Annotated in this window: 21 protein-coding genes; 19 read left to right on the top strand and 2 right to left on the bottom strand. The window is 66.5% G+C overall.

The annotated features are described in order from the left end of the window. Positions 1-83: 83 nt before the first annotated feature. Entirely contained in the window at positions 84-1,562 is a 1,479-nt protein-coding gene (locus U5709_RS00650) for a C69 family dipeptidase (protein ID WP_321972535.1), read from the bottom strand. Between the two features lie 171 nt (positions 1,563-1,733). On the opposite strand from U5709_RS00650, the gene U5709_RS00645 reads away from it, so the two are divergent. From U5709_RS00645 to U5709_RS00630, 4 genes are all read left to right on the top strand, one after another. Then, the gene (locus tag U5709_RS00645) at positions 1,734-2,762 is read left to right on the top strand and encodes a 3-deoxy-7-phosphoheptulonate synthase (protein ID WP_321972534.1); all 1,029 of its coding nucleotides are present in this window, start codon (positions 1,734-1,736) and stop codon (positions 2,760-2,762) included. Positions 2,763-3,065: 303 nt separating this feature from the next. Then, the gene (locus tag U5709_RS00640; protein ID WP_321972533.1) at positions 3,066-3,524 is read left to right on the top strand and encodes a MarR family transcriptional regulator; all 459 of its coding nucleotides are present in this window, start codon (positions 3,066-3,068) and stop codon (positions 3,522-3,524) included. Positions 3,525-3,616: 92 nt separating this feature from the next. Continuing rightward, a complete protein-coding gene (locus U5709_RS00635; protein WP_321972532.1) occupies positions 3,617-5,305 on the top strand; it encodes an ABC transporter ATP-binding protein in 1,689 nt (562 codons plus the stop codon). Next, entirely contained in the window at positions 5,292-7,208 is a 1,917-nt protein-coding gene (locus tag U5709_RS00630) for an ABC transporter ATP-binding protein (RefSeq protein WP_321972531.1), read from the top strand. Before U5709_RS00635 ends, U5709_RS00630 begins: the two co-directional genes overlap by 14 nt. Before the next feature lie 88 nt (positions 7,209-7,296). Here U5709_RS00630 and U5709_RS00625 read toward each other — a convergent pair whose 3' ends face one another. Next, entirely contained in the window at positions 7,297-7,530 is a 234-nt protein-coding gene (locus tag U5709_RS00625) for an FmdB family zinc ribbon protein (protein WP_321972100.1), read from the bottom strand. Between the two features lie 148 nt (positions 7,531-7,678). Here U5709_RS00625 and U5709_RS00620 point away from each other — a divergent pair, with 148 nt between their 5' ends. The 15 genes from U5709_RS00620 (at position 7,679) to ftsY (ending at position 23,270) form a co-directional block, all read left to right on the top strand. Beyond that, positions 7,679-9,052 carry a thiamine diphosphokinase gene (locus tag U5709_RS00620; protein WP_321972099.1) on the top strand — a complete coding sequence of 458 codons (1,374 nt, stop codon included), beginning with the start codon at positions 7,679-7,681 and terminating at the stop codon, positions 9,050-9,052. 250 nt (positions 9,053-9,302) lie between these two features. Beyond that, positions 9,303-9,491, top strand: a complete 189-nt coding sequence (gene rpmB, locus U5709_RS00615; RefSeq protein WP_321972098.1) for a 50S ribosomal protein L28 — start codon at positions 9,303-9,305, stop codon at positions 9,489-9,491. A 176-nt stretch (positions 9,492-9,667) separates the two neighbouring features. Continuing rightward, a complete protein-coding gene (locus U5709_RS00610) occupies positions 9,668-10,015 on the top strand; it encodes an Asp23/Gls24 family envelope stress response protein (protein WP_321972097.1) in 348 nt (115 codons plus the stop codon). 44 nt (positions 10,016-10,059) lie between these two features. Next, a complete protein-coding gene (locus tag U5709_RS00605; RefSeq protein ID WP_321972096.1) occupies positions 10,060-11,727 on the top strand; it encodes a DAK2 domain-containing protein in 1,668 nt (555 codons plus the stop codon). 18 nt (positions 11,728-11,745) lie between these two features. Beyond that, a complete protein-coding gene (locus U5709_RS00600; RefSeq protein ID WP_321972530.1) occupies positions 11,746-13,905 on the top strand; it encodes an ATP-dependent DNA helicase RecG in 2,160 nt (719 codons plus the stop codon). Further along, a complete protein-coding gene (locus U5709_RS00595; protein WP_321972094.1) occupies positions 13,902-14,540 on the top strand; it encodes an RsmD family RNA methyltransferase in 639 nt (212 codons plus the stop codon). Before U5709_RS00600 ends, U5709_RS00595 begins: the two co-directional genes overlap by 4 nt. Further along, entirely contained in the window at positions 14,533-15,048 is a 516-nt protein-coding gene (gene coaD, locus U5709_RS00590) for a pantetheine-phosphate adenylyltransferase (RefSeq protein WP_321972093.1), read from the top strand. Before U5709_RS00595 ends, coaD begins: the two co-directional genes overlap by 8 nt. 105 nt (positions 15,049-15,153) lie before the next feature. Next, positions 15,154-15,651: an ATPase gene (locus U5709_RS00585; protein ID WP_321972092.1), complete on the top strand. Its 498-nt coding sequence runs from the start codon at positions 15,154-15,156 to the stop codon at positions 15,649-15,651. Positions 15,652-15,663: 12 nt separating this feature from the next. Then, positions 15,664-16,254 carry a DUF177 domain-containing protein gene (locus U5709_RS00580; RefSeq protein WP_321972091.1) on the top strand — a complete coding sequence of 197 codons (591 nt, stop codon included), beginning with the start codon at positions 15,664-15,666 and terminating at the stop codon, positions 16,252-16,254. Between the two features lie 155 nt (positions 16,255-16,409). Then, complete coding sequence (gene rpmF / locus U5709_RS00575; protein ID WP_321972090.1) at positions 16,410-16,589, top strand: 50S ribosomal protein L32; 180 nt, start codon at positions 16,410-16,412, stop codon at positions 16,587-16,589. A gap of 124 nt (positions 16,590-16,713) precedes the next feature. Then, a complete protein-coding gene (gene plsX / locus U5709_RS00570; RefSeq protein ID WP_321972089.1) occupies positions 16,714-17,703 on the top strand; it encodes a phosphate acyltransferase PlsX in 990 nt (329 codons plus the stop codon). A 90-nt stretch (positions 17,704-17,793) separates the two neighbouring features. Beyond that, positions 17,794-18,033 carry an acyl carrier protein gene (locus tag U5709_RS00565; RefSeq protein ID WP_321972088.1) on the top strand — a complete coding sequence of 80 codons (240 nt, stop codon included), beginning with the start codon at positions 17,794-17,796 and terminating at the stop codon, positions 18,031-18,033. Positions 18,034-18,051: 18 nt separating this feature from the next. After that, positions 18,052-18,780 (top strand): ribonuclease III, encoded by a 729-nt coding sequence (gene rnc / locus U5709_RS00560; RefSeq protein ID WP_321972087.1) that lies wholly within the window; start codon positions 18,052-18,054, stop codon positions 18,778-18,780. A gap of 45 nt (positions 18,781-18,825) precedes the next feature. Next, the gene (smc, locus tag U5709_RS00555; protein ID WP_321972086.1) at positions 18,826-22,371 is read left to right on the top strand and encodes a chromosome segregation protein SMC; all 3,546 of its coding nucleotides are present in this window, start codon (positions 18,826-18,828) and stop codon (positions 22,369-22,371) included. After that, positions 22,371-23,270 carry a signal recognition particle-docking protein FtsY gene (gene ftsY, locus U5709_RS00550; protein WP_321972085.1) on the top strand — a complete coding sequence of 300 codons (900 nt, stop codon included), beginning with the start codon at positions 22,371-22,373 and terminating at the stop codon, positions 23,268-23,270. Before smc ends, ftsY begins: the two co-directional genes overlap by 1 nt. Positions 23,271-23,273 lie beyond the last annotated feature (3 nt).

Below are 23,273 nucleotides of genomic sequence, written 5' to 3'. Positions count from 1 at the left end.
GGCCTGTTTGTCGGAGGCGATACTTTGTGGTGCGCCATTAAACTGCCGCCATCCCCGTTTTTTGCGATGGCTGCGCGTTTTGGCTAGTTGTCCGAGCGCTTGAAGCCGTTGCGCATCTCGTTGCTGCGGGCAAACAGCACGTGCCCGAGCAGCTCGTCGGTCTGACGGCGCGTCTCGTCGGCGATGGCCTGGTTCGTCTCGGCCATGTCGGCGCCCGCTGCGTCTGCCTGCAGGATCAGGCGCGTGGCCGCCGCCTGCAGCTTCTCTTGGTAGCGCTCGACGTGCGGCTGCGTTGCGGCAAAGCTGGCGTCGGCCATGGCGCCGATAAGGCGGTTTGCCCAATAGAAGCTCTCGGTCGTGCAGGTCTTGGGCGTGGAGCGCACGTACTCGGGCACCTCGTCGACCTGCGTGTAGAAGGGCACGAGCGCGTTGAAGGCGTTGCTGCCCAGGGCGATCCACTGGACGGCGCGGCGCGGCCCGTCGACGTAGGGGCGGATTTGCTGCGCCGTCAGCTGGCAGTTGCGGTTGATGCCGATGGGGCGATACATCCCGCGCGTCGCGGGCGTTCCCATGCGGCCGTAGGGGTCGTAGACGGTGCCCTGAAAGTGCAGACTCAGGGCGTACTTGACGTCCTCCATGGTGATCTTTCGCTCAGGCACGCGCGCCCATGGCAGGCGGTCGGACTCGGGCCCGAACTCCTCGTGCGGGGCGGCCGTCTCCCAAGGGCCGGCGCTCGGGTTGAGGAAGCGCTGGATGTCCCAGGCGCGCGGCGTGTTGTATACGTGGTCGGCGTCCGAGTGGCTGCCGAAGGCGTCGCGCGGGTTCAGCTGCCCGTCGAGCGAGAGGTCGAGGTGGTTATCCTCGATGAACTCGCGCAAATCTGCCGAGCACAGGTGCTCGCGCCCCTCGCCGAAGGCGTCTTCCAGGTCGAAGGAGTCGAGCCCCAGCTGGTTCGGCATGGTCACGTAGCAGTCGTCGGGCACGCGGCGGGCGATCCAGTGGTGGCCGCCCACGGTCTCGAGCCACCAGATCTCGTCGACGTCGGCAAACGCGATGCCGTTCATCTCGTAGGTGCCGTAGCGCTCGAGGAGCGCGCCCAGGCGCAGCACGCCGTCGCGGGCGCTCGTGGCGTAGGGGAGGACGAGCGTGACCATGTCCTCCTCGCCGATACCGCCCGCGACCTCGGGCTCGTATCCGTCCTCGCCGGGCTCGCCCTTCGCGGCGCGGTAGGCGACGAGGGGGTCGGCCGCCAGCACGCGCTCGTTTGAGGTAAGGGTCTCGGTCGCGTTCATGGCAACGTTGTGCTCGTTCACGCCGGCGGCCTCCCAGAGGCCTTCTTTAAGGTCGGCGTTCGGCATGCAGGTGTAGCGCGTGCCGCCCTCGGGCAGCGGCACCTCGAGGTGGCCGAGCACGGATTTGTAGGTCTTCTTGGCAGGGTCGGGGCGGTTCACGTCCATGCACTTCTCGCAGAACTCGCCGGAGGGGCAGTCCTCGTTGCGGGCGATGATGGTCGAGCCGTCGAAGCTCGCCTTCTTGCCGACCAAGATGGTGGTGCAGGCCATAATCGGGGCCTCCTATCTCGTGTTTGTTACATCGAGAACCAATGTTAGCCTTCTGCGTTGCGCGCGTGCCTACGAGCACGGATAATGGCCGAAGCAAATCCGCCGCGAGTGCGGGGCCGCGCCTCTTGTCGTTTCCGCCCGCGCCACGACCCCAGCAAGGAGCCCCGCCGCATGTCCATGAACTTCACTCGTCACCTGCCCCTGGCCAAAGAGACCCGAGAGGAGCTGCCGCTGTCGGCCGACCTCGTTGCCAAGAAGGCCGCCTTCGACGCCGAGGTGGCCGCCGTCATGCGTGGCGAGGACCCGCGCCGCCTGCTGATCATCGGCCCCTGCTCGGCCGACCGCGAGGACTCCGTCCTGGAGTACATGACGCGCCTGGCCGGCGTAGCCGAGAAGGTCTCCGACAAGCTGATCGTCATCCCGCGCGTCTACACCAACAAGCCGCGCACCAAGGGCACCGGCTACAAGGGGCTTCTCCACAACCCGGACCCCGAGGCCCCGGCCGACCTTCTGGAGGGCGTCAAGGCCGTGCGCCGCATGCACCTTCACGTCATCGAGCAGACCGGCTTCTTCACCGCCGACGAGATGCTCTATCCCTCCAACTACCAGTACCTCGTTGACCTTCTGTCCTACGTGGCCGTGGGCGCGCGCTCGGTGGAAAACCAGGAGCACCGCTTGGTGTCTGCCGGCATCTCGGTGCCCGTGGGCATGAAGAACCCCACCGCCGGCTCCACGTCGGTCATGCTGAACTCCATTTACGCCGCCCAGGCGCAGCAGAGCTTCATCTACCGCGGCTGGGAGGTCGAGTGCTCCGGCAACCCGCTGGCCCACGCCGTGCTTCGCGGCTACATCGGCCTGGACGGGCGCAACTACCCCAACTACCACTACGAGCACCTCGAGCGCCTGGCCGGCCGCTACCTCGACGCGGACTTCGACAACCCCTCCGTTGTCGTGGACTGCAACCACGACAACTCCGGCAAGAGGCCTCTTGAGCAGCCGCGTATTTGCCGCGAGGTGCTTGAGTCGTGTGCGCGCAACGCCGACGTGGCCCGCATGGTCAAGGGCTTCATGGTGGAGTCCTACCTCGAGGACGGCAACCAGCCCGTGGACGGCGGCGTCTGGGGCAAGTCCATCACGGACGCTTGCCTTGGCTGGGACAAGACCGAGCGCTTGATCCTCGATATCGCCGAGAAGCTGTAGCGGCGCTGGCTGAAAGCCGCGGTACGCATAGGCACGATAACGTTTTTGCGAGTTGAGCCCCTTGTTTTGAGGGTTTTGCGTCGCCCGTTTGAGTGCCACAGCGCACAACCCCCAAATCGAGGAAATTGTCTTCCTCGATTTGGGGGTTGTGCGCGATGGCACCAAAACTTAGGGCGCAAAACCCTCAAAGTGAGGAGTCGTTTCCGCCTTGAGACGACTCAGCGTGCGACTTGGTCTTGACATGGTACGAAAGCGGACCATAATTATCTACAATTGGTACGAAGTCGGACGAAAAGAGCCTCAATGGATAAAGAGCGCCTCACGACCGAGTGGCCAGCGAGCTTCGACAAGCTGTATCGGCAGAGCGACCGCCTGTATTACCGCCTTTCCCGCGAGTGCGGGCTTTCCGAGTCCGCTTACTGGGTCATGTACGCCGCGCACATGGATGGGGGAGAGATTTCCATCTCAAAGCTCACCGAGGAACACAACTTCCTGAAGCAGACCGTCAATTCCGCTCTGCGCCAGCTTAAACAGAAGGGTCTTATCGAGGTCGCGTTCTGTGAGGGAAGCCGCAAGGCGAAGAAGGCCGTCTTCACCGAGGAGGGCCGCGCATTTGCCGCCGAGCGTATACAGCCGGCCGTCGCCGCCGAGCGCCGAGCATTCTCCGCGCTCACCGTCGACGAGCAGCGGGAGATGATCCGCTTGGCCAACAAATACGTCGAGGTCGTCACAGGCGAGCTCGACCGCTTCGGGAAGGCATAGGCATGCAAGCTTTGCAAACTCAGGCAAAGACCACGCCATGGGCGCTTCTCGCTCGTCTCGTCGCCCCGTATAAAGGGCTAGGCGCAGCGACCTTGCTCACCTTGTGCTGCGATATCACGGGCATGCTCATCGTTCCGACCGAGCTCGCGGGTCTCCTCAACTCCGTGCTCGCCGGCGGCGATATGGGCCAAATTCTTCTGCACGGCGGCCGTATGCTCGCGGCGGCGCTCCTCGGTTCGCTCGGCTGTATCGTGAGCTATCGCCTCGCCTCGCGCCTCGCCGCGAACGTGGGTCGCGACCTGCGCTGTGCCGTCTACGAGCACAGCCTCGCCTTCTCTGCCGCCGACTTCAACCGCTTCGGCGCGGGCACCATGATCACGCGCACGCTCTCCGACGCCAACGTTGTGCAGCAGACCCTGCTCATGACCTTCATCATGCTGGGGCCGGCGCCCGTGACGGCCGTCATCGCCATTGTCATGGCTTTCTCCATCGACCGCGTCATGGGTCTCGTCCTGCTCGCGGTCACGCTCGCCGTGCTCGTCATCAGCATCGTTGCCGTGGCCAAATCGGCGCCCATCTTCGTCATTCTGCAGAGCCGAATCGACAGCATGAACGTGCACCTGCGCGAGTCCATCACGGGCGTGCGCCCCATCCGCGCCTTCGGCAAGGAGGCCTACGAGGAGGCGCGCCTCGACCAGACCTTCTCGGACTACGCCGAGCGCGCCATCCGCGTCAACCTCGTCTTCTCGGTGACGGACACCCTCACGTATTTCTGCATGAACGCCGTCGAGGCGCTCATCTTCTGGGTGGGCGCGGACCGCGTGGGCGCGCACGCCATGGGCATCGGCTCCATCTCGGCGGTGCTCGAGTACGCCATGCTCATCATGTTCTTCATGATGATGGCCCAGTTCGCGCTGCTGCAGATCCCGCGCGCCATGGCGTGCCTCGAGCGCGCGGCCGAGGTGCTCGATCTCGAGCCCTCCATCGCGTGGAAAGGCGCTGATGCAAAGACCCCCGCGCTCGCCCCCTCGGCCTGCGTCGCGCGCTTCGACCACGTGAGTTTTCGCTACGACGACGCCGACGAGGATATGCTGCGCGACCTCGATTTCTCGCTTTTCCGCGGCCAGACCTGCGCCATCATCGGCAACACGGGCTCAGGCAAGTCCACGGTGGCGAAGCTCCTGTTGCGCTTCGTCGATGCGACTTCGGGCACGCTTGAGTTCAACGAAAACAACGTTCACGACCTGCCAAAACGCGACCTGCTCAATAGAATCGCCTACGTGCCTCAGAAGGCATGGCTCTTCTCGGGCACCATCGCCGATAACCTCCGCCACGGCGACTGCGCGGCCGACGACGAGCGCCTGTGGCATGCCCTTGACGTGGCCCAGGCGGGCTTTGTCCGCGAGCTGCCCGACGGCCTCGCGACCAACGTGGCGCAAGGGGGCACGAACTTCTCGGGCGGCCAGCGCCAGCGCCTGGCCATCGCCCGCGCCCTCGTGCGCAAGGCGGACCTCTACATTTTCGACGACTCATTCAGCGCGCTTGACTACAAGACCGACGCCTCGCTGCGCCGCGCGCTCAAAGAGGAGCTCGCCGACGCCGCTGTTCTCATCATCGCCCAGCGCGTGAGCACCATCCGCGACGCCGATCAGATCGTCGTGCTCTCCGACGGCCGTGTCGTCGGCCTCGGCGCTCATGACGAGCTCCGGCGAACCTGTCCCACCTACCAAGAAATCTGCGATTCCCAGGAGAGAGGAGGTGCCGACGATGGCAGTCGATAAGCTGACCGGGCCGGCGCAGGCCGCAGCGCGGCAGGCCGCCGAGCCGAAAACCGCCGCGCCGCAAGCCGCTGAATTAAACGAGCCCCAGATCGACGGCAAGAAAGACCCCGTGCTCGACGACGAGCGCGAGGTCCCGGCCGACGCCGCCGGCACGGCCAGGCGCCTGTGGGCGAGCGCCTCCGGCCAGCGCTGGCGCCTGCTCGTGGCCGCGGCCGGCGCCGTGGGCAACGCGGCGCTCACCATCGTCGCCATCTTCTATTCCGCGAGCCTGGTCGACCTGCTCTGGCAAAACATCCAAGCTGCGTGGGCAGTGGGGGAGCACTACGTCATCAACCTCGGGAACGGCGGGCGAGAGGTGCTCATCTACCTCGGCCTTTGGACTTGTGCTTGGGCGTTCTACTCCCTGCAGTCCCTCGTCATGGCGGGCTTCGCCGAGCGCCTGAACCTGAGCCTTCGCAAGGCGATCGCGGCGAAGGTGGGCCGCCTCCCCCTGAGCTACTTCGACGCGCACCAGCCGGGCGACGTCATCAGCCGCGCCACGAACGACCTCGACAAGGTGTCCGAGGTGCTGCAGCGCGGCCTTCTGCAGATAATCGCGAGCGCCGTCTCGCTCGTCGGCTCCGTGGCCATGATGTTTGCCTGCGCGCCCGTGCTCGGCCTCGTGTTCGTCGTCTTTGCCGCGGCGTCGCTGCTGCTCACGCGCTTCGTCGCCGCAAAGACGATCGAGCTCGCGGCGCGTCGCCAGTCTGCGCTCGGAGACCTCACCGTCAAGGTCGAGGAGGCCTACTCCGGCCGCGGGGTCCTTCTCGCCTTCGGGCAAGAGGACATGAGCGCCCGCCGGGTCCGCGAGGCCTCCGAGCGCCTGGCCGAGGCGAGTTTCCGCGCCGACTTCGTCATGCAGGCCGTGAGCCCGGCGATCCGCCTGCTCACGCGTTTCTCCCAGGTCGCCTGCGGCGTCATCGCCGGCGCCCTTCTGCTCGCGGGGCAGCTCACGGTGGGCGTGTTCCAGTCGTTCTTCCAGTTTATGACCAACGCGACCGAGCCCTTAACGCAGCTCTCCACCACGCTGAACATGCTGCAGGGAGCGCTCGCCGCGGCCGAGCACGTCTATGCGCTGCTCGATGAGGGCGAGGTGGCGCCCGACCCCGAGCGCCCCGCGACCCTGCCTGAGCCGGTACGCGGCAGCGTCGAGTTCGAGCACGTCCGCTTCGGCTACTCGCCCGATAAGCCCCTCATGTGCGACGTGAACCTTCTGGCCGAGCCCGGCCAGAAGGTGGCCATCGTCGGGGCCACGGGCGCCGGCAAGACGACCTTGATCAACCTGCTCATGCGCTTCTATGAGATAGACGGCGGCCGCATCACGCTCGACGGCGTCGATACGCGCGAGCTCACCTTCGTCGAGCTGCGCCGCCAGTTCGGCATGGTCCTGCAGGACGCATGGCTCTTCGAGGGCACCATCGCCGAGAACATCGCCTACGGCAAGCCCGACGCGACGCGCGAGGAGATAGAGGCCGCCGCCCGCGCGGCGCACATGGATTTCTTTATCCGCACGCTGCCGCAGGGCTACGACACCCGCCTCTCCAACGACTCCGAGGCGATAAGCCAGGGCCAGCGGCAGCTGCTCACCATTGCCCGCGCCATGCTCTGCGACCCCGCGATCCTCATCCTTGACGAGGCCACCTCCAGCGTCGATACCCGCACCGAGCAGTACATCGTCCGTGCGATGGAGGCCATTATGGAGAGCCGCACGAGCTTCGTCATCGCGCACCGCCTCTCCACCATCGTGGACGCCGACCTCATCCTCGTGATGGACCACGGCAACATCATCGAGCAGGGCGCCCACGCAGAGCTCCTCGCCGCTGGCGGCTCCTACGCCGAGCTCTACCGCAGCCAATTCGCGTAAACGACAAACCCTGCAGTTGGGGTCAGTTTCGTGCCCGATTCTGACCCCAATTGCAGGGTTTGTCGCGTTCGCTCCTCGTCAGCCGCCGCTACGCGTTCGGGCAGCCCTCGCAGCAGCCTCCGCCTGCGGCCTCCGCGCAGCCTCCGCCGCGCTGGTCGGTGTTGTAAAAGCCGCTCCCGCTGAAGACGATGCCGTTCGCGCCGAAGACCCGCTCGGCCGGCTCGCCGCACGCGGGGCAGCTGACTTCGGGATGCTCGCTCATCGGGTGCTCGACCTCGAAGACGGTCTCGCAGCTCGTGCATTTGTAGTCGTAACGTGCCATGCCTTTGTTCCTCCGTGCTCACTCGGTTTTGCATGGGTTACTGTACCCGATAGCCGGCCGAGTCTTCGTCTTGTGCCAAAACTGACGATAAACTGTCACCGAACCTCAAATTGACGGGGGCTTCGGCAAGAAAGGCGATGGGGGAGAGATGACGATTCTCGGGGCGATCTTCGATTGCGACGGCACGCTCGTCGATTCGATGGGTATGTGGGCCGACTCAACGGCTTGGGTCTTCACCAACTACGGTGGGACCATGCCCGACGGTTTCTTCGACCGCGTCGAGTCGATCTCGCTTGCGAACATGTGCGCCATTTGCCACGAGGAGTTCGGCTACGGCGACACGGCCGGCGAGGTGTACGAAGCGGTGTGCGCCCATGTTCGCGACTGCTACGAGAACGAAATCGCCGCCTTCCCCGGCGCCCGCGACTTTTTGGCCGAGCTCAAGCGCGCGGGCATCCCTATGGCCATCGCGAGCTCCACGCCGGTGCGCGAGCTGCGCGTCGGCCTCGAGGCTCACGACATGCTCGGTTCCTTTGATGCCGTGGTATCGACCGAGGACGTGGGCGGCCGCGACAAGGAGTTCCCCGACGTCTACCTCGAGGCCTGTCGACGCCTTGGCCTTGACGCGGGCGACGAGCGCGTCCGCGAGCAGGTTTGGGTCTTCGAGGACGCGCCTTTCGGCGTGCAGACCTCGCACAAGGCGGGCTTCTCCGTCGTCGGCCTCATGAACGACCACGACGGCCGGCGCGAGGAGGATGTCCGCCCGTACTGCGATATCTACGTGCATGGCTACGCCGAGCTGAGCCTCGCCCTGCTCGAGGATTACGCGCGTCCTGCTGGCGGCGAGAAGGCCAATGCGGCCCCGCTTCAGGTCCTGGTCGTCGACGGCTCGCCGGAGCCGAGCTCGCCCGAGCTCGTGCGCTCGCTTGCCGGCGCGGCCGAGTACGTGGTTGCCGTCGACCGCGGCGCCGAGGCGCTTCTTGCCGCCGGGGTCGCCGCGCATGTTTTCGTGGGCGACGCCGACTCGGTGAGCGACGAGGCCGCCGCCTGGGCTCGCGCGCACGCGCGAACCGACATCCGCTTCCCGTCCGAGAAGTACGCGACCGACCTCGCGCTCGCCCTCGACTGCGCCGCCCACGAGGCTGCGCGGCAGGCGCGGGCCTTGGCCGTCACGCTGACCTGCGCCTCCGGCGGCCGTCCCGATCACTTCCTTGCCGTGGTCGGGCTTCTCGCCGGCGCGCCCGCAGTAAGCGCGCGCATGGTCGAGGACGGCTTCGAGCTGCGCATCCTTCGCCCGGAAGGGGAGAGGTCCTGGACGCTCGGCGAGAAGAACGTGGGCCGCACGTTCTCGGCGGTGGCCGTGGCGCCGGGCACGCGCGTTGACGAGCGCGGCTTCAAGTGGGAGCTCGCCGATAAGCCCATGGAGCTTCTGGGCGACCTCGGCATCTCCAACGTCGTGGCCGTCCCGGGCGCGACCGCGACTTGCCGCAGCGGCGCACTCGCGGCCTTTCTGCTCGCCTAACCCCATATGGCGAAGGGGCCGTCCCCCTGTCTTATTGTGGAGATGTGCCGCACGACGTTGTGGGAGCGCTACAATCCTTATCCGAGCAACACGACGAAAACGCACTAACCACGACTCCTGCTCCAAGCCGTGACAAAAACTGCACAACCTACCAGTGTTTCTCGCTTGCAGGCTCCGTCGCCTGTGCTATATTCGTACGGCTTTGTGAATTGCGGGCGCAGCGTGCGCCGCGCCCTCGAGGAGGTCTACCATGTCGAAGGTTTGTGAGTTCTGCGGTAAGCACCCGGTTGCTGGTCACACCATCAGCCACTCCCACCGCGTTGTCAACCGTACGTTCAAGCCGAACATCCAGCGCGTCACCGTCGTCATCGACGGCCACAAGCGCAAGGCCAACGTCTGCACCCGTTGCCTCAAGTCCGGCAAAATCGCCCGCAGCTAAGCGATTGCCATATAGCTCTCATGGGGAGGTCGGTCATCGGCCTCCCTTTTTCGTGGCGCTCCTGTGTTGACCGCTCAACGTTTGTATGTTGGCCGCAGCGGGCAGTTCTCTGCGCTATAATCTATGCGTTTATGCAACCAACAGCCACGGAGCACACTTCCGCGAGAGGAGACCCCATGTCTGGTGCTATCCCGGGAACGCTCAAGGTTTCCAACGACGTCATCGCCGACCTCGCCGGTTACGCAGCCCTCGAGTGCTACGGCGTCGTGGGCATGGCCGAGATCGACGGCCAGACCGGCGTTGTTCGCCTGCTTCCTTCTTACCGCCTGCGCAAGGGCATCGACGTCAGCGCCGCCGACGGCAAGGTCAACCTCGACCTGCACGTCATCGTCGAGCAGGGCGTCAACATGTCCTCCGTAGTCAACAACCTCACGAACTCGGTCCGCTTCATCGTCAAGCAGATTGCCGAGCTCGAGGACGTGGACATCAAGGTCCACATCGAGGGCCTGCGTGTCGCGCGCTAGCCCCATCCTGGACTGACCGTTTCTACGAACCGAGGTTTCCAAAGATGATCGCCAACGTCATCCGCACCTGCTTCCCCGTGGCCGCCAAGGCCCTCGCCGACAAGGCCGAGGACGTCAACAAACTCAACGTCTTCCCGGTCCCCGATGGCGACACCGGCACCAACATGTCCCTTACCCTGGGCACCGTTGTCAAGGAGGTCCAGGCCCTTCCCGCCGACGCCTCCATCGAGGACATCGCCAAGGCCATCACCCATGGCTCGCTTATGGGCGCGCGCGGCAACTCCGGCGTCATCACCTCGCAGATCCTGCGCGGTATCGCCGAGGGCCTCTGTGAGGCCAAGGACCAGGAGAACCCCACTCCCGTAGACATCGCCCGCGCGTGGCGCCGCGGCGTGAAGGTGGCCTTCAAGGCCGTCCGCAAGCCGGTCGAGGGCACCATCCTCACCGTCCTCAAGGACGTCTCGGCACGCGCCGACAAGCTCGAGAAGACAAAGATCACCACCTCCGAGATGCTCGACGCCCTCGTGGTCGAGGCCTACGAGTCCGTGGCCCGCACCCCCGACCTGCTCCCCGTCCTCAAGGAGAACGGCGTCGTCGACTCCGGCGCCTACGGCTTCGCTACTTTCTTCGAGGCTTTCGTCAACGCCGCCACCGGCAAGGCCGGCGAGCTCTCCGACTTCGACCCGACCGTCACCACCGAGGGCGCCAAGTCCGACGTCTCCGCCAAGGTCCAGATCGAGCTCAACGACGACTGGGAAGGCTCGGAGTTCCGTTACTGCAACGAGTTCCTCTTCCACGCCGAGAAGGAGTTTGACCCCGACGAGGCCCTCGCCCACCTCGCTACACTGGGCGACTGCGAGCTCGTCGTCGGCTCCTACCCCGACTACAAGGTCCACGTGCACTCCAACGAGCCCAACCGCGTGCTCGAGTACATGCTCGGATACGGCCAGATCTTCGAGGTCTTTATCCACAACATGGACCTCGAGGCCGCAGACCGCACCGCTAAAATCGCCGAGGACAAGAAAGCCGCAGAGAAGGCGCCGCGCAAGGAGCTCGGCTTCGTCGCCGTGGCCGCGGGCTCGGGCCAGGAGTCTATCCTGAAGTCCCTCGGCGTCGACGTCGTCGTCTCGGGCGGCCAGACCATGAACCCGTCCACGGCCGACATCCTCGAGGCCATCGAGGTCGCCAACGCCGACAACGTGATCGTCTTGCCCAACAACGGCAACATTCGCATGGCCTCCGAGGCCGCGGCTTCCGCTTGCCAGACCTGCAAGGTCGCCGTCGTCGCCACCAAGACCGTGCTGCAGGCCTTCTCGGCCATGTTCGTCGTCGACCCCGAGGCCGGCCTCGAGGACAATGCCGAGGCCATGCGCGACGCCATCGCCGACGTTCGCGGGGGCGAGGTCACCACTGCCGTGCGCGACTCCCAGGCGGCCGACGGCAGCCCCATCCACGACGGCGACGTCATGGGTATCCAGGACGACTCCATCGACGTCGTGGGCAACGACGTCAAGCAGGTCGCGCTCGACCTCATCAACAAGATGCAGGAAGAGGAGGAGGGCGACTCGCTCACCATCCTTGCCGGCGCCGACATGGACGACGTGGCCTTCGAGGACCTCGTGTCCGCCATTGAGGAGGCCCAGCCTGACCTTGAGGTCGACGCGCACCGCGGCGAGCAGCCGCTCTACCCGGTCGTCTTCGCCATCGAGTAACAAAGGGTCACGCGGCTCGTGGCCGAGCGTCCCAGCATAGCCATCGCTTCGGAGAGGGTGCAGCGTACCTGCGCCCTCTCCGATTCTGTCGAGCGGCTGCGTTACGTGAAGGGAGCCCGCGCCGACGCGCTGCGGCGCCTGGGCCTCACGCGGGTTCGCGACCTTCTAGGCCACGTGCCGCGCCGCTACCTCGATTTCTCCCGCGTGACCAAGGTGGCCTTCGCCGACGTGGGAGCCGAGGTGACCGTCATGGGCACCGTGGACAAGGTCGAGCTTAAGTTCCCGCGCCCGCGCATGCAGATCGTGAACCTCTTCGTCATCGACGACACGGGCGTCGTCGAGGCCACGTTCTTCAAGCAGCCGTGGATCGCCGAGCAGGTGCGCAAAGGCGACGTGGTCGCGCTCTCGGGCAAAGTGACGTTCGCCTATGGCTTCAAGCAGATGAAAGCCCCGTTCTATGAGGTCGTGGACGGCGACGGCGACATGGGCTACGCGCGCGTTCTGCCCGTCTATGCCGTGTCCGAGGGCATAAGCGTGCCGTGGATGCGCCGCATAGTGAGCACGGCGCTGAGCGACTGCGGTGATGTGTGCGATTTTTTGCCCGCGGGCCTCGTGGCCGAGCGGAGGCTTCCCGCTCTTGGCCGCGCGCTGCGGGAGGTTCACTTCCCGTCGAGCGTGGCCGCCTCCGAGCGCGCCCGGCGGCGCCTCGCCTACGATGAGCTGCTCTGCCTTCAGCTCACGCTGCTCTCGCGCCGCGACCTTGAGCTCGCGGGCGCGACAGCCGTGGAGCACGAGGTGCTGGGCCCGCACATGGACGCGCTTCTTGCCGCCATGCCATTCTCGCTGACCGATGAGCAGCGCGCCGCCGCCGATGAGACCTTGGCCGACATGGCCTCGCCCCGCGTCATGAACCGCTTGCTTCTCGGCGATGTGGGCACGGGCAAGACGGCCGTGGCGGCGGTCGCCCTCGCCGCCTGCGCCGATACCGGCACCCAGGCCGCCATGATGGCGCCGACCTCGGTCCTCGCGCGCCAGTACGCCGAGAAGATCGGCCCCTTGCTCGACGCCGCGGGCATCCGCTGGCGCCTCGTGACGGGTGCCGACGCGCCCGAAGAGCGCGCCGCCACCGAGGCCGCCGCTGTGAGCGGGGAGGCCACGGTCTTCTTCGGGACGACGGCGCTTCTGTCCGAAAGGCTCGAGTTCGCCCGCCTCTCGCTCGTGGTCATCGACGAGCAGCACCGCTTCGGCGTGAGCCAGCGCGCAGCCCTTCGCAAGAAGGGCCCTGGCGCCGACCTGCTCGCCATGTCGGCCACGCCCATCCCGCGAACGCTCGCCCTTTCGGTCTATGGCGACGTCGACCTCTCGCGCATCGCGCACCGCCCGCGCGCGGGCGCGGGCATTACGACCAAGGTCGTCTCGCCCGATAACCTCGACCTTGCCTGGGGCGCCGTGCGCGAAGCCGTCGCCGCGGGCCAGCAGGCCTATGTGATCTGTCCTTTGGTCGACGACGAGGACGACGGCGCCGGGCTCGAGGACGTGCCGGAGTCCGTGACCTCGACCTCCAAGTCGCTGCGCTCGGCCGTCTCCACGTTGGCTCAGCTGCGCCGATCCGTGCTCCCCGGCATCGAGTGCGACTTGCTCACGGGCAAGATGCGCGCAGACGAGAAGGACGCGGCCATGGAGCGGTTCCGCTCGGGCGCCACGCAGGTCCTCGTGGCCACGACGGTTGTGGAGGTCGGCGTCGATGTGCCCAACGCCACGGCCATGGTCGTGCTCGATGCCGATCGCTTCGGCCTGGCCACCCTTCACCAGCTGCGCGGGCGCGTGGGCCGCGGCGACGTCTCGGGCACGGTGTATCTTTCCTGCGCCGCAAAGAAGGGAACGCCCGCGCGAGAGCGCCTGGCCGCTCTCGAGGCCACGAGCGACGGCCTTCGCCTAGCCGAGCTCGACCTGAAACTTCGCCACGAGGGCGAGGTCTTGGGGTATCGTCAGTCGGGAGGCGTCACGCTGCGCATCTGCGACCTCGAGGCCGATGCCGACCTTGTGGAGCTCGCCCACGCCGACGCCCGCGCCATCGCCGGCGCCGACCCGGGCCTGCATGGCCCCGAGCACCGCCTGCTCGCCCACGAGGTCCGCGACCGTTACGACATCTATTTCGAGGAACTGGAGCGCTCATGAGAATCGTCGGAGGCAAATGGCGCGGGCTCGCCGTCGAGGCCCCGCAGGGACGCGGCACGACCCGCCCCACGACCGACCGCAACCGCGAGCGCTTCGCGTCGATGATCCTCTCGGCCGCCGGCCTCGACCTTTCCGGCATGGCCGTGCTCGACGCCTTCGCGGGCTCGGGCGCCATGGGCTTCGAGCTCGTGAGCCGCGGGGCCGCCTCGGCCACCTTCATCGACCTGGACCGCGGCGCAGTCTCGCGCATACGCCGTACCGCCGAGAAGAGCCTGCGCGCCGATCCCTGCGAGTGGCGGGTTGTCGCAGGCGACGCCGTCGCCCTCGCTGAGCAGGGGCGCGTTCCCGGAGGGCCTTTCGGCGTCGTCTTCCTCGACCCGCCCTACGCCGTTGCCGCCGACCGCGTGCGCGCCCTCGTCGATGCGCTTATCGCCACGGGCCAGGTGAGGCCCGGCGCAATCGTCGTCTATGAACACGCGAGCAAGGCCGCGGGCATCGCCGGCGGCGCGCTCGAGCTCCAGAAATCCAAGAACCAAGGCGTCACCACCGTCGACCTCATGGTGCTGCGGGCGCCCGACGACGCAGGTGGCCCCGCCTCCCAAAACGAAACCGAAGAAGATGAGCCTAATGAATAAATCGCAGGTAGATCACGTTGTTGTCCCCGGTACCTTCGACCCGGTCACGCTCGGCCACATGGACGTCATCCTCCGTGCCCGCAGACTCTTTCCCCGCGTGACGGTGGCCGTGGCCGCCTCGGTAGGCAAGCGGGGGAGCGGTCCCACCTTCAGTCTCGATCAGCGCACGCAGATGATCCGCGAGGCCTTGGTCGCCGAGGGCTGCGAGGACGTCGCAGTCGAGCCGTTTTCCGGCCTTCTCGTCGAGTTCTGCCGCGTCCACGGTGCCGGCGGCGTCGTCAAGGGCCTGCGCGCCATGACCGACTTCGAGTACGAGATGCAGCAGGCCGACCTCAACAGCCATCTCGCGCCCGAGCTCGAGAGCATCTTTGTCATGTCGAGCCCCGAGTACGGCTACGTGAGCTCGTCGATCGTGCGCGAGATCTCGTCGATGGGCTGCGACGTCTCGTCGCTTGTCCCGCCCAACGTGAACCGGCGTTTGATGGAACGATTCGGCTCACCTTCCTAAAAGTAAACCGCTCATCGCTTATCTGCTACCATAGATTAGATTCTGAGTGTTTGTGATGCGACGGCGCGCTAAAAATCGCCGACGTTCTTTCGAAAGGAGACCTGGATGCAGCCGGGTGAGGAAATCGAGACCCTCATAGACGAGCTCGAGCAGATCGTAAGCGAGGCCAAGTCGCCCTTTACCGGCGGCGGCCAGAAGAAGATCGTCGAAGCCCAGGACATCTATGAGATCCTGGACGAGATTCGCCGCGTCTTCCCGCAGGAGTTTACCGATGCGCGTCGCATCGTCAAGGAGGAGCAGGAGACGCTCGACCGCGCCCAGCAGCAGGCCGCGTCCATCATTGCCGATGCTCAGCAGCAGGCGATGATTCTCGCCGGCGACCAGGAGGTCGTTCGCCTCGCCCAGCAGCAGGCCGACGCCATCCGCGACCAGGCCTCCCAGTACGAGCGCGACACCCGCTTCAATGCCGAGGAGTACGCAGACACGGTCCTCGCCCATCTCGAGGAGAACCTCAAGAGCCTCACCGGCTCCGTCACCCGCGTGCGACAGACCCTCGACGAGAATTCCGGTGCCCGCAACAAGAGCAACAACGTGCCCTGGTAACGAGGTGCTTCGATGCAACCCCTTATTTTCCAGATCGATGAGCGCCTGGGCAACCCCGGCGACACGCTGCCTGTCAAGGGCCATCTCGTCGAGACCGGCTACGTGCTGGGCGAGCACACCTTCGAGCTGACCTCCGGCATTGACTACGACCTCGCGCTTACCAACGCGGGCGAGGGTATCCTGGCCACGGGCATGATTCGCTGCCACGTCAAGGGTACCTGCGACCGTTGCCTCGAGGACGCCGAGTTCGACATCGCCGGCGAGGTCGACGAGTACTACCTCTTCGAGGAGCCCGAGGAGATCGGCGACGATGACGACGAGGTCGATTTCGCCCTCGTCGGCGAGGACGATACCATTGATTTGGGTGAGGCCATCGTCTCGGCCCTCATCATGGAGACGCCGTTCATCGTGCTTTGCAAGGAGGACTGCCTGGGCCTTTGCCCGGTCTGTGGCGAGAACCTCAACGAGCACGACTGCGGCCACGCCGCCCAGATCGAGGAGAGCCGCCGCCCGGCCAACCCCTTCGCCGCGCTCGCCGGTCTCAAGTTCGACGATGAAGACGACGAGAGCGATTGTGTCGAGTCTGCCGGCGGCTCCGAGTAGGCGCGATTTCTCGCGATGTCGTGTAGAAATGCTGAAACGTGCCTTTTGCGCCGGAACGTGGTAGTATAAATAACGCATGATTTTTTGGCGTAAGACCGTCGGGTCAAAAGCGGAAGCTGTCCCCGGCGTTGGAAGAGAAGTCTGAGAGGTTCATCATGGCAGTACCCAAGCAAAAGAAGGGCCGCGGCGCCACCCACACCCGTCGTTCGGCGAACAGCAAGCTCACGGTCGCCCCGCGTTCCGTGTGCCCGCAGTGCGGCGCTCCCAAGCTCCCGCACCACGTGTGCCCGAACTGCGGCTACTACAAGGACCGCGAGGTCGTTGTCACCGAGTAGCTTGAGCCTCGCTCAATAAAGCGGTTGCGAAGGGGTCGCCCATGGGCGGCCCTTTTTGTGTGAGCAGGGCCTGCGCTGCCGTATACTAAAAAAGTTGATTAACCAGTCGTTTTATGGAGTTTCTATGACCACCATCTGCGTCGATGTCATGGGTTCCGACAAGGAGCCCTCCGTCGTTTTGGAGGGCGTGGCGGCGGCGCTGGCCGCCGACCCCGAGCTCAAGGTCCTCGTCGCCGGCGCGGCCGACGTCGTCGAGCCTTTCGCGGCCGCAAACGAGCGCGCGAGCGCCCTTGTCTGCACCGAGTTCATCTCGATGTCGGAGCACCCCGCCGCCGCCGTGCGCCAGAAGAAGGACGCGAGCATCGTGCGCGCCGCCGCCGCCGTGCGCGCGGGCGACGCCGACGGCCTTTTCTCGGCCGGCTCCACGGGTGCCGTCCTCGCCGCGGCCACCTTCGGCATCGGCCGCATCAAGGGCGTGAAGCGCCCGGCGCTCGCGCTGCCTTTCCCCGGCCCTGGCGATCACAAGACGATCTTTCTCGACATGGGCGCGAACGCCGATGTCAAGCCCGAGGTTATGGTCCAGTTCGCCCATATGGGGCGCGCCTACGCGAGCGTTGCCGCCGGCGTCGAGAACGCCCGCGTGGGGCTTCTGTGCAACGGCTCCGAGGAGACCAAGGGCTCGGAGATGGCCCTCGCGTACCACGCGGCCCTCGCCGAGGCGGATTGCGGCTTTGCCGGCAACGCCGAGGGCACCGACATCTTGGGCGGCGGCTTCGACGTCATCGTGGCCGACGGCTTCACCGGCAACGTTGCGCTCAAGTCCATCGAGGGCACGGGCAAGTTCGTGTTGGGGCGCCTCAAGGCTGCGATGGGGGAGTCCTTCCTCAACAAGCTTGGCCTCGCCCTTCTCAAGAAGGCGCTGAAGTCGCTCGCCGGCGAGCTCTCGGGCCACGAGTACGGCGGCGCGGTGCTTCTCGGCCTCAAGGCGCCCGTGGTAAAGGGGCACGGCGCCACGAGCGCCGAGGCGGTCAAGATGGGTATCCTGCACTGCGCCTCTGCCGCCCGCGCCGATCTTCCCGCCAAAATCGCCGACGCCTGCGCCCGCCTGTCCTAACGCTGCGCCGGCCCGCCCTATAAGGGTAGAATCGAAGCCGTGTAGCAAACCGACCTCCCGGCGCGCGCCGGGTGCGAACAAGGAGGAACCATGGACCGCTCCCAGATTCTGTCCAAGGTCATCGACATCGTCAACGACACTCTCGACATCGAGGACTCCGTGGAGCTCGACGAGAGCACCAACCTGAAGGACCTCGGCGCCGACTCCTTTGACCTCCTCGAGCTCGTGACCGCTCTCGAGGACGAGTTCGAGCTCACCATGGACGACGAGGCCGTCGAGAAGATTGCCACCATCGGCCAGGTCGTCGACGCCATCGAGAACGCCCAGTAGAGCTGAAGGGGACGTTTTTTGAAGATGAAGAGGCGCGTGGCCGCGGCCGAGGAGATCTGCGGCCACGTCTTTTCGGACAAGTCGCTCATGGAGCGAGCGCTCACCCACCCGTCCGCGGTGGAGGGCGCCCGCACCAAGCTTTCGTATGAGCGCCTGGAGTTCCTGGGCGACTCGGTCCTCGGCGCCATCGTAGCCACCGACGTCTACAACCGTTTCCCGTCCATGGACGAGGGGCAGCTCTCACAGCTCAAGATTGCGCTCGTCTCGGGTAACATGCTCTCGACCGTGGCGGACGGCCTCGGCTTCGCCGAGCTCATTGTGATGGGCGAATCCGAGAAGGGCACGGGCGCCCGCGGAATGCACTCGGCGCTCGAGAACGTCTACGAGGCTGTCGTCGGGGCCCTCTACCTCGACGCCGGCTACGACGCCACGCACGCCTTCGTCGAGCGCACACTGGGCCCGCACGCATCGGCCGACCTCGCCAAGAAGCCCATCAGCGCCAAGTCAAAACTTCAGGAGGTCACGCAGCGCGAGATGCACTGTGGGCCCACCTATAAGCTCGTGGGCGAGGAGGGCCCGGCCCATACGCCGACATTCACGTCCGTGGCTATGGTGGAGGGCCGCCGCATCGGTCGCGGTCAGGGTCCGTCTAAGAAAACCTCCGAGTCCGCCGCCGCCGCGGACGCTCTCGTCAACCTCGGGTACGCCGAAAAAGGCGAGTTCGAGGGTGAGGGCATGACCAACTAACGCCGACGCCCGCGCCGTCCCAACGCACACCCGAAAGGCACCCGCTTGTACCTGAAGTCGCTCACACTCAAGGGTTTCAAGTCCTTCGCGGACAAGACCCAGATGGCCTTCGATCCCGGCCTCAACGTGGTCGTGGGCCCGAACGGCTCCGGCAAGTCGAACGTGTCGGACGCTATTTTGTGGGTGCTCGGCGAGCAGAGCGCCAAGATGCTGCGCGGGCAGGCCATGGAAGACGTCATCTTCTCGGGCTCCTCGGCTCGCGGGGCCGTGGGTCTCGCAGAGGTCACGCTCGTGCTCGACAACTCCGACCACATGCTGCCCATCGATTTCTCCGAGGTCGCGGTCACGAGGCGCATGTATCGCTCCGGCGAGTCGGAGTACCTCATCAACAACTCGCCGTCGCGCCTGCGAGACGTCCAGGACATCCTGCACGACTCGGGACTCGGCAAGGACACGCATTCCATCATCAGCCAGGGCAAGCTCGACTCGGTTCTCTCCAGCCGCCCGGAGGAGCGCCGCAGCCTCATCGAGGAGGCGGCCGACATCTCCAAGCACCGCCGGCGCAAGGAGCGCTCCATACGCAAGCTCAAGAGCATGGACGAGAACCTCGCCCGCGCCAAGGTCGTCTCTCGCGAGATCGCGCGCCAACTGAAGCCGCTCGAGCGCCAGGTCGACAAGGCCAAGCGCGCCCATGACCTCTCTGAACGCCTGCAGGAGCTTACCGTGCAGCTCGCCGTCGACGACCTGCGGCGCCTTCAGGAGGAGTACAACCGCCTGGCCACCCGCGGGCACGAGGCCGAGGCGGCCGTCGAGCTCGCCCAGTACCGCCACGACGAGAAGTCCGCCGAGCTCGAGAAGCTCCAGAGCCTGCTCGAGCAGAAGGGCCTCTTCGTCGGCGACCTCGGCGAGCAGCGCCGCCGCATGCAGGACATCCTCGGCCGCATGGACTCCGACATGCGCCTTCTGGAGGAGAAGGGCAAGAACATGGTGTCGCGCCTCTCCGAGATGCGCACCCAGCTCTCCGCTATGGGCAAGCAGCGCGGCGAGGCCGCGGCCGAGCACGAGCGGCTGGCCGGCGAGCTCTCCGACCTGATGGTGCGAGAGCGCGACCTGAGGGCGAGCGTCGATGCGCTGCAGGAGAAGTCCCGCGAGGCCGCCCGCGCCCGCAAGGATTTGGAGGCCGAGGTCTCTCGCCTCGCGTCCCAGGAGCGCTCGGCCCGTGCCGAGGCCGACCGCGAGACGCTCGCCTACGCCAAGCTCGAGGACCAAATCGGCAACTCCGAGGTCGAGGACGAGATGTTCGCAGACCGCCTGGCGCAGCTCGCCGAGACCATCGCCAACTCCGAGGAGGCCATGACCGAGCGCGCCGAGCGCGAGGAGCGCCTGAAGGCGGAGCTCGAGGACGCGCGCGCCGAGGTGGCGAGCCTGGCCGAACAGATCAACTCCGGCAACAACGACCTGCAGGCCGCGCGTCGCGACGAGAAGGACGCCCGGGGCGTGCTCTCGTCGGCTGAGGCCACGCTGCAGGCCCTGCGCTCGGTCGACGCCGAGGTCGAGAAGGCGAGCCCTCTTGCCGCCAAGCTGGCCGAGGGCGCTTTCGCCAAGGACCGGGTCGAGTGCCGACTGGCCGACCTCATCGACGCCGACGCCGAGGTGGAGGGCCTGATCGAGCAGTTTTTGGGCGACGACCTCGCCGCGCTCGTCGTCGCGGACGCCGACGCCGCGGGGGCTGTCGCGGGTGAGGCCTGCGCGCTTGAGGGCGTCGGGGGGCGCGCGACCATCGTGGCGCGCGTCGCCAAACATGCCGCCAGCGACGGCCCCGACGCGCCCGGGGAGCCGCTGCTCGGCAGGCTGCGCGTGGTCGAGGAGGCCCGCGAGCTGCTCGAGGCCCTTCTCGGAGACGTGCGGCTGGTCGGCTCCGCCGGTGAGGCCGTGGCGGCGCACGAGAAGGCGCCGGCCTTCACCTACGTTACGCGGGGCGGCGTGGTCGTGATGCCCGACGGTCGCGTCCACGTCGGCAGTGCCCCCACGAACGAGTCCGGCGCCCTTGAGCGCAAGCGCCGAATCCGCGCGCTCGCCGAAGAGGCCCCGCGGCTCCGCGACGCGCTCACCGAGGCGGGGGAATCGGTGGCCGCCCTCGAGGCGACGCTCGCCGATGCCCGCGACAAGCACGCGCACGCAAAGGGCGAGGTCGCGCGCCTTCAGGGCGAGCTCACCTCCGTCGCCTCCGAGCGCGGGCGCTTGGAGAGCCAGCATGCCGGCGCCCTCTCGGAGCGCGCACAGGTCACGCACCGCCGCGAGGCCGCGCAGCAGAAGGCCGCCGATGCACGTCGCCACATCGAGCAGCACCGCGCGGCCGCCAAGCAGGCCAACGCCCTTGCCGACGAGGTCGCACGCGAGCTTAAGGAGAAAAACGACGCCCTCGAGCAGGCGCAGCGATCCTCCGGCAAGGCGAACCGCGAGCTCTCCGACGCCCGCCTGGAGCTCGCCATGGCCACCGAGCGCCGCGGAAACATCTCGTCGCGCGAGCGCGACTGCGCCCGCCACGTTGAGGACCTCGAGCGCCGCATCAAGGCCACCGAGGACTCGTCGCGCGCCCTCGGCATCGTTCGCCTGCGCGTGGACCCTCTCCACGACCGCTACGACGCCGTCCGCTCCCGTGCCCTCGGCTGGGCCGCGCGCCTGAAGGACCGCGCGAGCCTCGCCGAGGCGGACTCCGATTCCCTCAAGAAGACCATCGGCGAGGCCAAGGAGGCCGTGTCCGCGGCCGCGTCCGAGCTCGAGCGCGCCAAGGGCTCCGTCAACGAGGCCAAGATCGACATGGGCCGTCTCGAGGTGCAGGTGGAGGGCGCCATCAGCGCCATCACCGCCACGGGTGCCGTTCTCGACGAGGCGCTGCACGTTCCCGCTCCCGACGATCGCGACGCCGCCGAGCGCGAAGTCGCCGGCCTGAAGTCGCAGATCGAGGGCATCGGCCCCGTCAACGAGGTCGCCATGGACGAGTACCTGCGGCTCAAGGATCGCGCCGACTACATCGGCGAGCAGGTTGCCGACCTCGAGCGCGCGCGCTCCTCGCTCAAGAAGATCAACGCGGCCATCGACCGCAAGATGAAGAACCAGTTCCTCGTCGTCTTCGACAAGGTGAACCAGAACTTCTCCGAGATCTTCTCACTGCTCTTCCCGGGTGGCCAGGCGCACATCGAGATGACCGACCCCGAGAACCTCGCGGAGACCGGCATCGAGGTCGTCGCCCAGCCGCGCGGCAAGCGCCTCACCAAGATGATGCTCATGAGCGGCGGCGAGAAGTCGCTCACGGCGCTCGCCCTGCTCTTCGCGGTCTACAAGGTACGCACGGTGCCCTTCTACGTGTTCGACGAGGTCGAGGCTGCGCTCGACGACTCGAACCTCTCCAAGCTCCTCGACGCGATCGAGGCGCTCAAGGAGTCGACCCAGCTTATCGTCATCTCTCACCAGAGGCGCACGATGGAGCAGGCCGACGTCCTGTACGGCGTGAGCATGCAGGCCGACGGCGTGAGCCGCGTGGTCTCGCAGAGGCTCGACAAAACAACCGGAAAGGTGGTTGATGCATAATGGGATTTCTCGATAGCCTGAAGCGCGGCCTCGAGCGCTCGCGCGAGGCCTTGAATGAGGTCTTCTACATGGGCGGCGAGGTCGATGAGGACTTCTGGGAGGACCTCGAGGACTCGCTCGTCATGGCCGATATGGGCGGCGAGGTCGCCATGCGCGTGACCGACGACCTGCGCGACCTCGCGGCAAAGAAGAACCTCACGCGCGCGGGGCAGCTCAAGAGCGCCCTTGCAGAGCGCCTGGCCTCCGAGTTCGCCGCGACCGGTCGTGACCCTTTTACCGATTGCCCTTCCTGCGTGCTCTTCGTCGGCATCAACGGAGCCGGCAAGACGACCACGGTGGGCAAGCTCGCCGGCCGCGCCAAGGGCGAGGGCAGGCGCGTCGTCATCGGCGGCGCCGACACCTTCCGCGCAGCGGCCATCGAGCAGCTCCAGGTCTGGGGCGAGCGCGCGGGCGTCGACGTGATCACGCGTGAGCGCGGGGCCGACCCGGCGAGCGTCTGCTACGACGTCGTTGAGGAGGCTGAGCGCCGCGGCTGCGACCTCACCCTCATCGACACGGCCGGGCGCCTCCATACCTCAGCCGACCTCATGCGCGAGCTCGCCAAGGTGGTCAACGTTACCCGCAAGCGCTGCGAGGTGCCGGTGACGGTCGTGCTCGTGGTCGACGCCACGACGGGGCAAAACGGCCTCAACCAGGCCAAGGAGTTCAACGACGCCCTCGACCTTGACGGTTTGATCGTGACCAAGCTCGACGGCACCGCCAAGGGCGGCATCGCCCTGGCCATATCCAACCAGCTCCAGCTCCCCATCTACCGCATCGGTGTGGGCGAGTCCATCGACGACCTCCAATCCTTCGACGCGCTCGAGTTCTGTCGCGCGCTCGTGGGCGAAGGGATGTAGCAC

This window comes from Paratractidigestivibacter sp. (assembly GCF_963660155.1).
Lineage (GTDB): Bacteria > Actinomycetota > Coriobacteriia > Coriobacteriales > Atopobiaceae > Paratractidigestivibacter.
Note: the sequence above shows the minus strand (reverse complement) of the source record. Positions and strands in the feature narration are given on the sequence as shown.

What these genes read in the sequence shown, in the direction of transcription:
- ftsY (WP_321972085.1), top strand. Translation starts at nt 22,371, where the DNA reads ATGGGATTTCTCGATAGCCTGAAGCGCGGCCTCGAGCGCTCGCGCGAG.
- plsX (WP_321972089.1), top strand. Translation starts at nt 16,714, where the DNA reads ATGACCACCATCTGCGTCGATGTCATGGGTTCCGACAAGGAGCCCTCC.
- U5709_RS00650 (WP_321972535.1), bottom strand. Translation starts at nt 1,562, where the DNA reads ATGGCCTGCACCACCATCTTGGTCGGCAAGAAGGCGAGCTTCGACGGC.
- U5709_RS00565 (WP_321972088.1), top strand. Translation starts at nt 17,794, where the DNA reads ATGGACCGCTCCCAGATTCTGTCCAAGGTCATCGACATCGTCAACGAC.
- U5709_RS00580 (WP_321972091.1), top strand. Translation starts at nt 15,664, where the DNA reads ATGCAACCCCTTATTTTCCAGATCGATGAGCGCCTGGGCAACCCCGGC.
- U5709_RS00645 (WP_321972534.1), top strand. Translation starts at nt 1,734, where the DNA reads ATGTCCATGAACTTCACTCGTCACCTGCCCCTGGCCAAAGAGACCCGA.
- U5709_RS00640 (WP_321972533.1), top strand. Translation starts at nt 3,066, where the DNA reads ATGGATAAAGAGCGCCTCACGACCGAGTGGCCAGCGAGCTTCGACAAG.
- rpmF (WP_321972090.1), top strand. Translation starts at nt 16,410, where the DNA reads ATGGCAGTACCCAAGCAAAAGAAGGGCCGCGGCGCCACCCACACCCGT.
- U5709_RS00625 (WP_321972100.1), bottom strand. Translation starts at nt 7,530, where the DNA reads ATGGCACGTTACGACTACAAATGCACGAGCTGCGAGACCGTCTTCGAG.
- coaD (WP_321972093.1), top strand. Translation starts at nt 14,533, where the DNA reads ATGAATAAATCGCAGGTAGATCACGTTGTTGTCCCCGGTACCTTCGAC.
- rpmB (WP_321972098.1), top strand. Translation starts at nt 9,303, where the DNA reads ATGTCGAAGGTTTGTGAGTTCTGCGGTAAGCACCCGGTTGCTGGTCAC.
- U5709_RS00630 (WP_321972531.1), top strand. Translation starts at nt 5,292, where the DNA reads ATGGCAGTCGATAAGCTGACCGGGCCGGCGCAGGCCGCAGCGCGGCAG.
- U5709_RS00585 (WP_321972092.1), top strand. Translation starts at nt 15,154, where the DNA reads ATGCAGCCGGGTGAGGAAATCGAGACCCTCATAGACGAGCTCGAGCAG.
- U5709_RS00595 (WP_321972094.1), top strand. Translation starts at nt 13,902, where the DNA reads ATGAGAATCGTCGGAGGCAAATGGCGCGGGCTCGCCGTCGAGGCCCCG.
- U5709_RS00620 (WP_321972099.1), top strand. Translation starts at nt 7,679, where the DNA reads ATGACGATTCTCGGGGCGATCTTCGATTGCGACGGCACGCTCGTCGAT.
- U5709_RS00610 (WP_321972097.1), top strand. Translation starts at nt 9,668, where the DNA reads ATGTCTGGTGCTATCCCGGGAACGCTCAAGGTTTCCAACGACGTCATC.
- U5709_RS00605 (WP_321972096.1), top strand. Translation starts at nt 10,060, where the DNA reads ATGATCGCCAACGTCATCCGCACCTGCTTCCCCGTGGCCGCCAAGGCC.